Annotated in this window: 8 protein-coding genes; 1 reads left to right on the plus strand and 7 read right to left on the minus strand. The window is 67.5% G+C overall.

Annotated features, from left to right (window positions below):
- Nucleotides 1-49 precede the first annotated feature (49 nt).
- The 7 genes from addA to ahcY form a co-directional block, all read right to left on the minus strand.
- Nucleotides 50-3574, minus strand: coding sequence for a double-strand break repair helicase AddA (gene addA, locus AB1K63_RS04400; RefSeq protein ID WP_366958735.1), 3525 nt, complete (start codon nt 3572-3574; stop codon nt 50-52).
- On the minus strand, nt 3567-6533 hold the full coding sequence (locus AB1K63_RS04405) for a PD-(D/E)XK nuclease family protein (RefSeq protein ID WP_366958736.1): 2967 nt from the start codon (nt 6531-6533) through the stop codon (nt 3567-3569). Before AB1K63_RS04405 ends, addA begins: the two co-directional genes overlap by 8 nt.
- Nucleotides 6526-7242, minus strand: a complete 717-nt coding sequence (locus tag AB1K63_RS04410; RefSeq protein ID WP_366958737.1) for a nucleotidyltransferase family protein — start codon at nt 7240-7242, stop codon at nt 6526-6528. Before AB1K63_RS04410 ends, AB1K63_RS04405 begins: the two co-directional genes overlap by 8 nt.
- Nucleotides 7239-8228, minus strand: a complete 990-nt coding sequence (locus AB1K63_RS04415; protein ID WP_366958738.1) for a phosphotransferase — start codon at nt 8226-8228, stop codon at nt 7239-7241. The genes AB1K63_RS04410 and AB1K63_RS04415 overlap by 4 nt, the downstream gene beginning before the upstream one ends.
- A complete protein-coding gene (tsaE, locus tag AB1K63_RS04420) occupies nt 8225-8668 on the minus strand; it encodes a tRNA (adenosine(37)-N6)-threonylcarbamoyltransferase complex ATPase subunit type 1 TsaE (RefSeq protein ID WP_366958739.1) in 444 nt (147 codons plus the stop codon). The genes AB1K63_RS04415 and tsaE overlap by 4 nt, the downstream gene beginning before the upstream one ends.
- A complete protein-coding gene (locus AB1K63_RS04425; protein ID WP_366958740.1) occupies nt 8665-11004 on the minus strand; it encodes a PAS-domain containing protein in 2340 nt (779 codons plus the stop codon). The genes tsaE and AB1K63_RS04425 overlap by 4 nt, the downstream gene beginning before the upstream one ends.
- A 101-nt stretch (nt 11005-11105) precedes the next feature.
- A complete protein-coding gene (gene ahcY, locus AB1K63_RS04430) occupies nt 11106-12518 on the minus strand; it encodes an adenosylhomocysteinase (RefSeq protein ID WP_366958741.1) in 1413 nt (470 codons plus the stop codon).
- A gap of 158 nt (nt 12519-12676) precedes the next feature.
- On the opposite strand from ahcY, the gene AB1K63_RS04435 reads away from it, so the two are divergent.
- The gene (locus tag AB1K63_RS04435; protein ID WP_366958742.1) at nt 12677-13159 is read left to right on the plus strand and encodes a peroxiredoxin; all 483 of its coding nucleotides are present in this window, start codon (nt 12677-12679) and stop codon (nt 13157-13159) included.
- Nucleotides 13160-13183 lie beyond the last annotated feature (24 nt).

The raw sequence follows: 13183 nt of genomic DNA on the forward strand, positions 1-13183 counted from the left end.
GCAATGTCTCCTGGTAATGCGATGTGGTCCATGTGGCAGCTTACCTTGTTCACACAATGGCTGGCGCGCCAAAGCTTTCCTCGCGCTCCGCAAATCGCGGCTTGTGTTGCAACATCAGATCGGCCGGCAGCGCGATGAGGGACGGCGCGTGGGTGTAGATGATCGCGGCTCCCACGGTGTGATCGGGGTAGATCTTTGCCATCGCCGCGACATAGGCGGCCATCTGCCGCAGGGTGGAAATGGGCACGGCATCAAGGTCCGTCGGCGGGCGGCGCGTCGTCTTGAAATCGACGATGCGGACCGTGTCTTCCGTCACCAGCAGGCGGTCCACCGTCCCTGCCACGACCTGCCCTTCGACCGTCGCCGCAAAGGGCGCTTCGGCAAGAGCGCGATCGGTGAACAGTTCGCTGAAGCGCGGATCGTCGATCACGGCCAGCGCGCTGTCGACGATCTCCTTCCGGGCCGCGTCGGCCAGTTGCGGTTCGCGCCGCGCGACCCAGGCCAGCGCCCCTTCGCGCCGGTCGTCGGACGGCACGGCGGGAAGCCGCTCGATCAGGGCATGGATCAGCGTGCCGCGAAGGGCGGCGGCTTCCAGAGCCTCGCTTTCGATGGGCGGCGACGGGCTTTCGTCCAATCCCGCCGATGACGGGGCGAGCGGAGCGGGCGGCTGCGGCTCGGGACCGATCGGCTGGGCGGTCCAAGCCGGTAGTTCGGTCTGCGTCGTGATTGCCTGCGCTGCCCCCGGCATCCCGCCGACCGGTTCGGGCGCCTCGCCATGCGTCAGGCGCCAGCCCCAGACCGGGTCGTCTTCCGGCAGGCCATCGACCAGCGGCGCGAGCTGCGCGAACCAGCTGTCTTCCTTGGGCTCGTCTTCCCGCTTGCCCAGCGCACCGCCGACAAACAGGGCTTCTTCCGCCCGGGTCATCGCCACGTAGAGCAGGCGCCAGTGTTCCTCGCGCTCCTCGCGTTTCGCCACCTCGTCCGCCGCCTCGATCCGGCCGACGCGCTCGGCGGTCCGCAGGCCCGGGATCGGCACTTCCGGCCCCTCCCCGCCCGGTAATTCTTCCCTCAGCGTCAGGTCCCGCGTCTTCGACGCGTCGGGATCGCCCGTCGCATCGGCAAGGATCACGATCGGGCGCTGCAGCCCCTTCGCGCCGTGGACGGTCAGGACCTGCACCATGCCGGCATTGGCCCCCGCCTCGCGCTTCAGCTCGCCCTCGCCCGCGTCGAACCAGCGGATGAAACCGGCCAGGCTCGGTACGTGCGCGGAGCTGTAGGCGTGGGCCGCGTTCAGCAATTCGTCGATCGGATCGTTCGCCTCGCTGCCGAGCCGACCGGACAGCTTCGCCCGGCCGCGCCAGGGGCCCACCAGCATCCAGTGCAGGAGTGCTTGCGGCGGTTCGTAGTCCGCCAGCCTCAGCAGGTCGCGCAAACGGCCGACGGTTTCGACCACGTCCGGATGCTCGCCCCTGCGCAGATGGTCCCACAGGGTCACGCCCTTTTCGCGGTAGCCGTGATCGAGCAGCTGTTGCTGGCTCCAACCGATGAGCGGCGAGACGAGGAGACAGGCGAGGCTGAGGTCGTCGCGCGGCTGCGCGGCGAAGCGGACCGCCGCCATCAGATCCTTGACCGCCAGCGGCGCGCCGAGCCGCAGGCGGTCGACCCCGGCAACCGGGACACCGGCGGCATGCAAGCGGGCGACAATCAGCCCGGCCAGTTCCCTGCGCTTGCGCACCAGGATCATGACGTCGCCCGGCCCGGCATTGCGCGGCGTGCCCTTGTGCAGCGGATAGGGGCGATGGTGCGGATGGTCCGCCTTGACCCAGCTCGCCACCTGCTGCGCGATGCGGTCGGCCATTCGCCGCTCGGGCTCCGAAATCCAGGTCTGTTCCTCTTCGCTGTCGCTCCCGTCCTGGTCCTCTTCCGGGCGGGCCGGCACCGGTTGCCACAGCACGACCTGCCCCGGCCGTGTCTCGCCCCGGTGGTCTTCGGGTGCGTCCGGCAGGCCGAACCGTTCCGGACCGATCGCACGGATGGCATCGTCCACGAAAGACAGGACCGGCTGCGACGTGCGATAGGACCGCCCGAGGCCGAGCTTCTGCAGCGGGCGAACCGTCGCCGGTAGCTTCAGTTCGACTGCACCGCGCGCCGCGTCCGCCATGCGGGCATCGAACTGGTCGCGCGCACGCTGGAAATTGCGCGGACTCGTCCCCTGGAAGCGGAAGATCGCCTGCTTGTAATCGCCCACCACGAAGATCGTCCGCAGGCGGAAACCGCGCTGGCCCGCACCGGCGAAGAAATCCTCGGTCAGCGCATTGATGATGTCCCACTGCGCCTGGTTGGTGTCCTGCGCCTCGTCGATCAGGATGTGGTCGAACTGGCGGTCGAGCTTGTAGCGGACCCATTCGGCAAGGTCGGACCGGCCCAGCAGCGCCGCCGCGCGGCGGATCTGGTCGTCGAAATCGACGAAGCCTTCGCGCAGTTTCGCCTCGTCCCACCGCCTGGCGAAAGCTTGCCCGATCTGCAGGGCCGGGACGAGCCAGTCGACAAGGTCAAGCAAGGCGAGGAATTGCGAAACGCCGAGATGGGCCTGCCGGATCTCGTCCTGCCATTGCGGGAGCGCCGGGTTGGCTTCGAACGGCTTCTTGAAGCTGCGCGGCTCGCCCTTGGCAGTGAGGACCGATTGCAGGAAGACGTCGAGATACGCCAGCCTTCCCGCCGGCTCGGCGGCCAGCCAGGCATTGAGCTTCTCTGCGAATTCGAGCCCCTGCTTGGTCCCCCATTCCGCCATCGCGGCGGCGAAGCGGCGGACCGTCTCGACCGGGAAAACATCGTCCGAACACAGCCTCTCGGCATCGGCATGCCCGGCATCCGCGGTCAGGCCGAGCAGCTGCTTCGTGCGCGCAGGAATATCCTCCGCCTGCCAGGCGCCGGTGCCGAACCAGAGCTCGCGCGCCTCGGCGCAACGCATCAGCCAGCGGCGCGCGCCGTCGGGGGCCATGCGCACGCTCAGCATGGCGAGCGCGTCCAAGAGGCCGTCGTCGCCCTGCGCTTTCGCATCGACCAGCATGTCCGCCAGCACCCGGTGGGCGAGCAGGTCGCGGTCGCGATCCTCCATCGCCTTCGTTCCCGGCAACAGTCCAGCCTCCTGCGGGAAGGCCGCGAGCAGCCACTGGGAAAAGGCGTGGATCGTGTCGATCCGCAGGCCTCCGCCGGGACAATCGAGGACGCTCGCAAAGCGAGTCCGCGCCCGCTCCAGCGTGGCCGGATCGACCGGTGCGCCGATCGCGCGCAAATTGGCGGCGAGGACTTCCGGCTTCATCCGGACCCAGCTCGCCAGCTTCTCGTTCACCCGCACCGCCATTTCGGCAGCGCCCGCCTTGGTAAAGGTGAGGCACAGGATCTGCGAAGGCTCGACATCGGGCTGCAGCAGCAGCCGCAGCACGCGCGAACTCAGCACATGGGTCTTGCCCGTGCCGGCCGAGGCGGACAGCCACACGCTGTCGGCCGGATCGACCGCCTTCGCCTGGTTGTCGGCCAGTCCGTGGATCGTCTGTCCCGGCGAACTACTCATCGCCCCGCCCCATCCATTCCTCGAGCCGCATCAGCTGGTCGTAGGTATCGTAGACGCTCGCATCGGGGTTTAGACGGGCGGTGAACGGTTCGGCGCCCAGGATCCAGCGATCGAGCGCTTCTTCGACATGATCGTGTACCTGCGGCAGGAACTCCTCCGGCGGAATTCCGCCCCTCCTGCTGCCGGTCTTGATCGGGGTGGCGACATAGCCGAAACCCGTCTCGCTCTTCCCGCTGCTGGCGAGCGACCAGTATTCGAACGCCGCCGGCGTGCCGCTGACGCCCTCGAAAGCGCCCATTTCCGCGAGGATTCCGAGCGTCCCCAGCTGCAGGGCGTAACCGCCCTCGACTTGCGAATTCGACGGCGGTCCGCCCGTCTTGTAATCGACTATCGCGAGCGAGCCGTCCTCCATCCGGTCGATCCGATCGACCTTGCCATGCACCGTAACCCCGCGGATTTCCGCCGATCCCCACTGCTCGAACGCAATCGGCTCCCGGCCTTCCTGGCCCTCGATCTCCTGCTCCACCCACTGGAGCGCCCGCATCAGCCGCGGCTCCCACAAAGCGCGCATCAGGGGGTGTGCGTTCATCTGCTCGAGGGTCTCGTCGGCGATCTCCATCATCGGTCGCGGCGCACCTTCCGCCCTCGCCTTGTGCCAGGTCTCCAGGATTTCGTGCGCCACCGTCCCGCGCCATGCCGGCGAGGGTTCTGCATCCAGCCCGTCCTTCTGCACGAGCCGCAGGACCTGTCCCGCATAGAACTGGTAGGGATCGGAGCGCAGCCGATCGAGCGCGGTCACGCTTACCTTCACGCGCCGCTGATCCGACGACGGCATCGGTCGCGGCCGCTCGGCAGGAGACAGCCGCGCTTGCGCGTCGAGCGCCCTTGCCCATTCCACGGCGTCCCGCTCGCGATGCTCTTCGAGCAACCGGTCGCCCAGCAGGGCCTTTACCCGCAGGAGGAAGCGCGACGGGATCGTCGGCCCGTCGCTATCGCGGGCGGCGCGGCTGAGGATCACTTCCGGTGCTCCCATCGCGCCCGCGAGGTCGTGCGCGGCAAGGCCTATGCGGAAGTCCGCGCCGGGCACGCCGAGCGCCCGCAGGACTGCCGGGGCAAGCAGCGGATCGACCGACGGAGTGGCGGGCCAGCTGCCTTCGTTCAGGCCGGCGCAAATCGTCAGGTCCGCGCGGCTCATCCGTGCTTCCAGCAAACCGTAGAGAGCGACGCGCGGATGCCCGCCATAAGGCCTGCGCACCGTGACGCCGTTCATCAGCTCGGAAATCACGGCGGGGAGGTCCGCCGCGGCGACCCAGAACGCCTTTGCCTCCTCCTGCATGCGGACCTCGTCCAGCAATGCGGACAGGCTGCGCCCGTCTTCCCGCGCCCAGAGATCTTCGCCGCATAACGCCTCTCCCGCCGTGACGATGGCGTCGAGCCAATCAGCCAGAATGCGGATGCCGTCGCCTTCCACCAGTGGCGAAAGGACCGCACCGACATCCTGCCACCAGTCGTCCACCCCGGCCTTGCGCGCATATTCCGCCAGGGGCGCGAGCCCGGGCGCCTGTCGCGGGCCTCGGATGGCATCGTCGAAGGCTCGCAACCGGTCCAGCCAGATGCCGCGTTCCAGTGATCCGCGGACAAGCGGATGATGTAGCAGGGCGACCAGTTCGACCGGGGCCGCCTGCTCCGCCACGGCTTCCGCCAGCAGGAGCGGCACCCTGCCCGCAACGGTTATGGCGAGCGGCGTACCCGCGCTGTCGTCCACCGCGATGTTCCAGCGGCGCAGGTGGTGGACGAGGCGCTGCGCCAGCCCGCGATCGGGTGTGACGACGGCGACGCGCCGTTCGTCTTCTAGCAGCGCTTGCCGCACCAGCAACGCGACGGCCTGCGCCTCCTCCTCCGAAGTCGCGCATTCCATGATCCGCACGCCGGCAAGTCGTCTCTTGTCCGCAGGAAGCGCCACCCAGTCGCGGCTCGCCTCGGGCGGCAGGAACAGGGTCGAAACGGCGTGACTGCGTTCCGGAGCGGCGGCGGTCATCCCCTTGCGGTGCCAGGGCTTCACTTCCTCGCGCGCGATCGCCATCCGGTTGAGGAGCAGCTTGAGGTGGTATTGCGGGTGCGTGACCGCATCTTCCGGCGCGAAGGGCGGAGTGCCCGCCCCCGCCCGGCCCAGTTCGTCCCACACTTCCGGTGAAAGTGTCAGGTCGAAATCGGGCAGGACGACGGCGCCCTGCGGCATCTCGGTCACGACCCGCAAGAGGCGAGCCAGCGCCGGCGCCGCGCTGGTCACGCCGGCGGCGATCACGGGATTTGCCGGCGGATTGGCCCGCCACCGCTCCGCTGCCTTGGAGAACAGCCGGTTGCGCCGGGCCGCGCCATCGATGCGGCCGTGCTCCTGCAGCCAGGCGAGCCAGCGCGCCTGCACGCGCGCGAACAGGTGAAGGTTGTCTTCCCAATGGGTCGCCAGGCTGCCGAGCCAGCCCAGCACATCCTCGCCGAGAAGATCATCGGGCGCGATATCCTCGACAAGCAGGCGATCCATCTTGGCGGCCACTTCGGCGGCGTAGCGCAGCAGGGCACCGCCCTCCGGGGCTGTCTCGCCCATTTCCTCCTTGAGGATGGCAGCGAGGCGGAAGCGGCGCACCATGGGGTCGACCGCGGGCGGAATGTCCGCATCGCCCAACGGGTCCAGCAGCGGTCCGAGCACCTCGTCCAAATCGAGATCGCCCACGGCCACCATGCGGGGCATCAGCAGCCCGTCGCGGCCCTCGGTCCCGTAGTGCCTGACGAACGCGTCCGATACGGTGCGGATCGCGCGGCTGCTCGGCAGAAGCAGCGTGCAGTGTGGTAGATTGCCGCGCGCATCGCCGTATCGCGGCACCAGGCCCGCCACCAGGGCATCGGCAAAGCCCCGGTGCGCTGCGATCGAATAGATGGCGGGTCCGCGCCCCTCAGACACGTGCAAGAGCGTCTTCGGTCGGCGCGATCGCCTCCGGCGTCCCCACTTCGTACCAGCTGCCGGTGAAGGGTACGCCGAACAGCCGTCCTTCCTCGATTGCCCGGTTCCACAGGACGTTGGTAGAGAACTTCTCGTCCGGCGGATCTCTCAGCAGATGATGCGAAACGAGCTGGATACCGGTGTAGATGAAGGGCGCGATCCGGCCGGACCGGCGGCGCGTGACGGCGCCCCTCGCATCGAGATGGAAGTCCCCCGGACCGCGAAAGTTCGCCGCCGCCTTGTGCGGGACGAGCAGGAGCAGCGCGTCCATCCGCTCGGGATCCCAGCGCGCCGACAGATCACGGAAACAGTCGCGCGGCCCCTCCAGCCAGATATTGTCCGAGTTCAGGCAGAAGAACGGATCGGGCAGCTCGGGCTGCGCCTTGATCATGCCCCCGCCCGTTTCGAGCAGCATTTCGCGCTCGTCCGAAACGACGACCTTGGGCGCGGCGCGTTCCTTGAGGTGTGCCTGCAACGCATCGGCCATGTAGTGCACGTTGACCACTGCCTTCGCGATGCCGGCTTCGCGCAAGCGGTCGAGGGTGTGGTCGATCAGGGGCTTTCCGGACACCCGGACCAGCGGCTTGGGCTGCGATGCGGTCAGCGGCCGCATCCGCTTGCCCAGCCCCGCCGCCATGACCATCGCGGTATCGGATGCCAGGCCCGTCACTGGATCTCCCCGCCGAAATCGTCGCGCAGAACCTGCGGGATATTGGCATCGAACCAGGCGCGGACCGGGGCCAGCGCATCGTGGGCGAGATCGCGCTCCATCGCTTCCCACACACGCGGGATCATCGCCAAGTAGCGCTGCTTGTGGTCGCGCTTGGCTAGGCGGGTGAAGATGCCCACGATCTTGGCATTCCGCTGCGCCCCCAACCGCGCATAATCGGCATCGAAATGAGCCTGCTCCCCGATCCCCTCGAGATAGCGGGCGATCATCGCGCGTTCCAGATCGGGCGAGACGTCGCGGCGCGCATCCTGCAGCAGCGAGACGAGATCGTAGGCGCGATGGCCGACACGCGCGTCCTGGAAATCGATCAGTCCCTGTTCGCCCTGCCCGTCCGCGGCAGGCGCCAGCAGCATGATGTTTTCCGCGTGATAGTCCCGCAGCACCGTGACGCCCGGCTGCTGCCTGCCCATCAGCGGCGCCAGCGCTTCGCGCCAGGCGGCATCGTAAGCCTCAACATCGGCATCGACGCCCATCGCGGGGCAGTACCATTCGGTCAGCAGGCGCGCTTCGCGAAGATAGGTGTCCATGTCGTAGGGGCTAAAAGGGCCGGCCGGTTCGCGGTGCAGGCGGACCAGCGCGTCGATCGCCTCGGCATAGCAACGTTCTTCGGCCTGCGGATTATCGTCCAGCCAATCCCGCATCCGGGCATCGCCGAAGTCCTCGGTCAGCACCCATCCCGCGTCGGCATCCTCGGCGAAGATTTCGGGTGCTCGCTGTCCGTGATCCGAGAGCCACCGCGCGACGTCCAGGAACGGACGCGGGTCTTCCTCCGGCGGGGGCGCATGCATCAGCATGGCGCCGCGTTCGGCGCCAGTGATGCGGAAATAGCGGCGGAAGGACGCATCGCCCGGGATCGGATCGATTTCGGCATCGTGCCAGCCCGCCACGCGCAGGAATTCGTTCAGGCCTTCGGGAAGTTCGCTCATCGCCAGCGGCTTAGCCAATCCGCACCCGGGCGGGCAATCGCCATTCGGCCTGCATCCGCAGTTTCGAGCGCAATCGAAAGACAGCGCGGATCGTGGGAAAAGCCGCCCACCTGCTCCGGCCATTCGGCCAGCATGGCCGCGCCTTCGCGATATTCGTCGATGCCGAGTTCCTCCAGCTCGTCCGCGGAATTGAGCCGGTAGAAGTCCGCATGGACGACCGGCAGCCGGACCGACGGCGGATCGTATGTCTGGACGATCGTGAATGTGGGCGAAGGCACCTCGCCTCGATGCCCCAGCGCCGAGAGGATGGCCCGCGCCAGGGTGGTCTTGCCCGCGCCTAGCCCGCCGGAGAGCGCCACGATGTCGCCTGGTTCGAGCAAGTCCGCGATGCGGCGTCCCAATGCCTCGGTCGCCGCGATATCCGGCAGCGCGATGGTCACGGCAGCAGGATCTTGGCCGTGGTGCCGAGCCCGGACTGCGACATGATTTCCAGCGATCCGCCATGCGCTTCGATGAGCTGCCGGGCAAGCGGGATGCCCAGCCCCTTGCGGCCGTCCTCTCCGGTCCGGCTGCCGGGGTCGGCATTAAGGGCGCGCGCGAGTTCTTTCGCGCTCATGCCCCGCCCGTTGTCCGAAATGACGATCCTCGCCTTGCCCCGTTCGCGCGCCAGGTCGACGAGGATCTTCCCGCCGTCCGGCGTCCCGGCGATAGCATTGTCGAGAAGGTGTCCGACCGCGCGCGCCAGTTGCTGTCGGTCGCCCTCCACCCGGCCCACGGTACGATTGCCGCGCAGGTCCAGATCGAGGCAGGCGTGCGCGATGGCGGTTTCCCGTTCGCGGATGATCCCGGTCAGGAAGGGCATCAACTCGATCGGATCGCGCGCCAGGGGCATCAGCCCGGCCTCGCTCTGCGACAGGTCGAGGACGTTGCCGACCTGCTCCGTCAGCCGCGCGACCGATTGCAGGATGGCGTCCACGTAATCCTCGCCCGAAGCGGACAATGCGCCGCCGGCACCGCCCTGCAGCAGCTCGGCATAGCCGCCGATCGACGTGAGCGGCGTGCGCAGTTCATAGGACATGTTGGCAAGGAAGCGCGTCTTTACCGCGTCCGCCTCTTCCAGCGCCTGGTTGCGATCGCGAAGGGCGGTTTCGACGCGCTCGTTGTCGGTGATGTCCAGCACGGTCAGCAGGCCATTCCCGTCGGGCAGCGGGACTCCTGTATATTCCAGCGTCCGTCCGTCCGCCATCACCGCCCTCCCCTCGCGCCGCTTGCGGTCGAGCGTGGCGGCGCGGATCGTGCGGCCGATCTCGTCCGCGCTTTCCGGGTCCGCGAGGTTCTTCCTCAGCCGCGACAGGATCGCTTCGGCTTCCGGATGCTCGTCGAGGATGTCGGCATCGAGGCCCCACATGCCGGCGAAGCTGCGGTTCCAGAGCTGCAAGTGGCTGTCGGGTGCGAACACCGCAAGCGCTTCCTTCAGGCTGTCGAACGTCGCGGTCCGGGTGCGCAGCAGCGTGTCGCGCGTGGCGGCGAGCGCCAGCTGCTCCGTGCGGTCTTCCGCCACGAGGACGAGCCCGCCATCGGGCAGCGGCTGCGCCACGATCCGCAGATGCGTGCCGCCCGAAAGGGGCCATTCCTCGTCCCGCGTTTCCGCTCCGGCGAACCAGTCCACGCGTTCCGCCCGCCAAGCCGGGAAGTCGCGCAGTTCCGGCACTCGGCCATTGTCGCGCGCATCGCTAAGGAAGCGGGCGAAATCGATCCCCTGCGAGACGATGCCGGAATTGAGCCGGAAGACCCGCTGGAACGGCTGGTTGGCGAAGACCAGCTTCCGTTCGGAATCGAACTGCCCGACGCCGACCGAAAGCTGGTCCAGCATCGATCGCTGCGCTTCGCGAAAGGCGCGGAAAGCGCGGGCCTGTTCCTCCAGGTCCTCGATATCGACCGCATAGCCGGCCACGGTCCCGTCGCCCAGCGGCAGGTCGATAACGCGGAAGCTGCGGCGCATCTCGTCCACGGTCACGGGGACGATGCGCTCCACTCGCCGGTCGTGTTCCGCGACCTGGCGCGCGACGTCGGCGGCGCTGAGGCCGTCGACCGGCTCGACCAGTTCCGTTCCGGCCGCCACCACGGCTTCGGCGCTCTCGCCGTCAACCGCCTTCACATAGGCGCGGTTGACGAGGCGCAGGCGACCGTCGCTCTCACGCACCCACATCGGCAGGGGGGCGGCTTCGATCAGGCCGGCGAGCGCACCGAAATCCCGACGCGCCTCGCTCGCTTCGGTTTCGAGCGCGGCCATGCGCCCGCGGCTTTCGCTGAGGTCGAAGATCCAGACCAGCGCCGCGCCGCCGGGCGAAACCTGGGGGTCGGCCAGCGCGCCGTGCAGCGCCAGGGTCATTTCAGACCCGACCGGCGTGACCGTCTGGCGGAAGGGCCGCGCGGTCTTCTGCGTCGCCTGCACCGCCTTTTCCAGCGCCTCCAGCTCGGCGCGCTCCAGTCCGCCCTCGCCCGTGGTGGCGACTTCGCTGAGGTAGCGCGGCAATGCCTTGAGGCCGAGCCAGCCCGCCAGCCTCTCGCTTCCCTCGATCCGGCCGTCGGCGCGGACCAGCAGCGGGATCGCCGGTGCCTCGTCGATCATGCGGGCCATCCGGCGCGCGGCCTTGCGGCTGCCTTCCGCCGCGCGCGACCGGCCGGCGGCGTGCAACATCAGCCACGCCGCGCCGCCCATCCAGGCGGCCATGAGAAGGCCGATGATCAGCAGCGCGGTGGGCGTGAATTCCATAACCGGACAGCTATGCGGCGCTTGCGTTCAATGCAATGGCGGCGCGCCGACCGGGGTCGACGCGCCGCCTGTTGTTCCCGGCTGATTTGCCGGACCGCGTTTTAGTAGCGGTAATGGTCCGGCTTGAACGGCCCTTCCTGCGGCACGCCGATATAGTCGGCCTGCTTCTTCGACAGCTGCGTGAGCATGACGCCCAGCTTGTCGAGGTGCAGCGCGGCGACCTTTTCGTCCAGGTGCTTTGGCAGGACGTAGACGTCGTTTTCGTAATTGTCGGTGTTCTTGAACAGCTCGATCTGCGCCAGCGTCTGGTTGGTGAAGCTGGAGGACATGACGAAGCTGGGGTGGCCGGTGGCGCAGCCCAGGTTCACCAGGCGGCCCTTGGCCAGAACCAGGATCGACTTGCCGTCCGGGAAGGTGACGAGGTCGGTGCCTTCCTTGATTTCCTTCCACTCGTAATTGTCGAGCGCGGAAATCTGGATCTCGGAATCGAAGTGGCCGATATTGCACACGATGGCCATGTTCTTCATCGCCTTCATGTGTTCGGCGGTGATCACGTCTTCGTTGCCGGTCGCGGTGCAGAAGATGTCGGCGCGCTTCACCGCCTCTTCCATGGTGACGACCTCGAACCCGTCCATCGCGGCCTGCAGGGCGCAGATCGGATCGATTTCGGTCACCATCACGCGGGCGCCGCCGTCACGCAGCGAAGCAGCGGATCCCTTGCCGACATCGCCGTAACCCGCGACGCAGGCGACCTTGCCGGCCAGCATCACGTCGGTCGCGCGGCGGATAGCGTCGACCAGCGATTCCTTGCAGCCGTAGAGGTTGTCGAACTTCGACTTGGTGACACTGTCGTTCACGTTGATCGCGGGGAACGGCAGCTTGCCGGCCTTGGCGATCTGGTAGAGGCGCATGACGCCCGTGGTCGTTTCTTCCGACACGCCCTTGATGTTCTGCACGCTCTTGGTGAGGTAGCCGGGCTTCTTCGCGATGAAGGCCTTCAGCGCCTTCTGCATCTCGATTTCCTCGGCATTCTGCGGCGCGGGCATTTCCTCGCCCGCTTCCAAGCGCGCGCCCCACAGCGCGAACATGGTGGCATCGCCGCCATCGTCGAGGATCATGTTGGCGGTGAGATCCGCGTCGCTGTCCGTCGACCAGTCGAAGATGCGGCCGACATAGTCCCAGTAATCCGCCAGGCTCTCGCCCTTCACGGCGAACACCGGCACGCCCTGCTCCGCCATGGCGGCAGCGGCGTGGTCCTGCGTGGAATAGATGTTGCAGGTCGCCCAGCGCACATCCGCGCCCAGCGCCTTCAGCGTCTCGATCAGGACCGCGGTCTGGATCGTCATGTGGAGGCTGCCGGTGATGCGCGCGCCCTTCAGCGGATGCTCCTCGCCATATTCCTCGCGCACCGCCATCAGGCCGGGCATCTCGGTTTCGGCGATCTCGATCTCGTCCCGCCCGTACTTGGCGAGGTTGATATCCTTGATGATGTAGTCGTTGTCGGCGCGGGCCATTTTCGTCTCCTGAAAGGCGTCTCGTTGGCCGCGGACCTAGCGATTGGCCCCTCCCTTCGCAAATATAAAGTTTTCTTTATATCCTTGTTTGTTGCCCGGGCGCGCCGACGCATTATATCGTGCGCCAACCCTCGCAAGGACGAAAGGAACGACCCCCCATGACTATTTCCGTCGGTGACAAGATCCCTGAAGCCACAGTGGTGCGCGCGACCGATTCCGGTCCTGAGAAGACGACCACTTCCGATTTCTTCGCCCGCCGCACGGTCGCGCTGTTCGCGGTGCCCGGCGCCTACACCCCGACCTGTTCGGCCAAGCACCTTCCCGGCTTCGTCGAGAAGGCGGACGAGCTGAAGGCGAAGGGCGTGGACGAGATCGCCTGCACCAGCGTGAACGACGCCTTCGTGCTCGGCGCGTGGAACAAGGCCACCGGCAGCGAGGACATCACCATGCTGGCGGACGGCAATGCCGACTTCGCCGAAGCGATCGGCCTGACCGCCGACATGGGCGGATACGGCATGGGCAAACGCAGCCAGCGCTATTCCATGCTGGTCGAGGACGGCGTCGTGAAGCAGCTCAATGTCGAGCAGCCGGGCGACTTCTCGGTCAGCAGCGCGGAGCACATGCTCGGGCAGCTTTCATAATTCAACCAGGTCGAAAGGGGGCGG

The organism is Qipengyuania sp. JC766, from assembly GCF_040717445.1.
Taxonomy (GTDB): Bacteria; Pseudomonadota; Alphaproteobacteria; order Sphingomonadales; family Sphingomonadaceae; genus JC766.

Bases quoted from the DNA above. Each gene is read 5' to 3' on its own strand.
- ahcY (WP_366958741.1), bottom strand. From the start codon at position 12,518: ATGGCCCGCGCCGACAACGACTACATCATCAAGGATATCAACCTCGCC.
- AB1K63_RS04425 (WP_366958740.1), bottom strand. From the start codon at position 11,004: ATGGAATTCACGCCCACCGCGCTGCTGATCATCGGCCTTCTCATGGCC.
- AB1K63_RS04415 (WP_366958738.1), bottom strand. From the start codon at position 8,228: ATGAGCGAACTTCCCGAAGGCCTGAACGAATTCCTGCGCGTGGCGGGC.
- AB1K63_RS04435 (WP_366958742.1), top strand. From the start codon at position 12,677: ATGACTATTTCCGTCGGTGACAAGATCCCTGAAGCCACAGTGGTGCGC.
- addA (WP_366958735.1), bottom strand. From the start codon at position 3,574: ATGAGTAGTTCGCCGGGACAGACGATCCACGGACTGGCCGACAACCAG.